Origin of the sequence: Microvirga tunisiensis (assembly GCF_009296175.1) — a bacterium.
Classification (GTDB): Bacteria; Pseudomonadota; Alphaproteobacteria; order Rhizobiales; family Beijerinckiaceae; genus Microvirga; species Microvirga tunisiensis.
In genome coordinates this window covers 1-1,185 of the sequence record NZ_VOSK01000797.1, presented here as the reverse complement: position 1 = coordinate 1,185, position 1,185 = coordinate 1, and the positions used below count along the sequence as shown (strand labels likewise).

1 protein-coding gene and 1 pseudogene are annotated in these 1,185 nt (G+C 55.5%); both read left to right on the top strand.

What is annotated here, in order from left to right; translation table 11 throughout:
• A pseudogene (locus FS320_RS43735) lies at positions 1-139 on the top strand (IS256 family transposase); the annotation flags it as partial.
• 43 nt (positions 140-182) lie between these two features.
• On the top strand, positions 183-539 hold the full coding sequence (locus FS320_RS43730; protein WP_152718695.1) for an ABC transporter substrate binding protein: 357 nt from the start codon (positions 183-185) through the stop codon (positions 537-539).
• The last annotated feature ends 646 nt before the right edge of the window (positions 540-1,185 follow it).

Sequence of the window (1,185 nt, the reverse complement as noted above, 5' to 3'; positions counted from 1 at the left end):
GGTGTTCAAGCTGGTGATGGCGGCCGCAAGAAGCTGGCGGAGGTTGATGGGCGAAAACCAGTTGCCCAAGGTGATCGCCGGTGTCAGGTTTAAGGACGGCACCGAGATCATTCCGATGCCGACAAACAGCGCCGCCTGATCGGCCCCATCACCTAAATTCCGTCATAGCTCCTTTCCGACAGATGAAAGAGCAGGGTGCACAAGCTGTCTTCGTGCTGCCCAGCATGACGTACAGTGCCCGATCAAAACACATTGCCGATTTGGCCTTGGCTGAGGGGCTGCCGCTCATGGCAGCAGGAACTTGGTTCACTGAAGCGGGCGGGCTCATGTCCTATGCGGTAGACTACGCCGGCCTTGAGCGCCGCCTTGCAGTCTACGCGGACAAAATCCTCAAGGGCGCACAACCAGGCACTCTTCCAATTGAACAACCGGCACGGTTCGAGCTATCCATTAATGCGCGAACCGCCCGCGTTCTTGGCCTTGAGATCCCTCTCTCGCTCGTTGTGCAAGCTGACCACATGATCGAGTCTGAGCCTTAGCCCTAGACAGACTGGCGCTGGTTGACGGCTGGAGGCTCTTGAGAAGCCCCGAAAAGCAACCTTATCAGTGTTCCATACAGGACCTTAACTTCAGCGGCGGGGGCGCTCGGTGAGCGGCTCAGGCGAGTGAGTTCTTTGCGCTCGGCCGCGGTGAGCGGGCGCAGCGGATCTTTCTGGTGGCGCGACATGGGGCACCTCGCATCCCGAGGATCACCACACCACTATACCACATTCCACGGCAGACGACCCACTAGGTGTCACTTGTACAGTTACGTAATGGGTAATATGGCGAGCGTCGACTGAGATCGACTCGCGGGCGGTTACTTCTACTTTACCCATCGCCTGCATGGTGCCTACTTCTGTGTAGCACCTCACGATTATTCCTAAATTGTTTATATCCGGTGCGTCTGTATATGTTCGGGTTCAATATGTAGCTTAGCTAGATCCATTGCAGATATCCCCAACCCAGAAGTAAAGAATGTAATCTACCGGGGCTTTGGGATCTCGCGCTATACTTCTAGAGCGCGTTGACATTCATTTGGTCCAGATGAACGCGCTGACGAGGCAAAGGATTGACATAAACGCCCGTGGGGTCTGTTCGTAGCGCGTGGCGATGCGTCTGAAGTGCTTGATTTTCAGGAAGAAG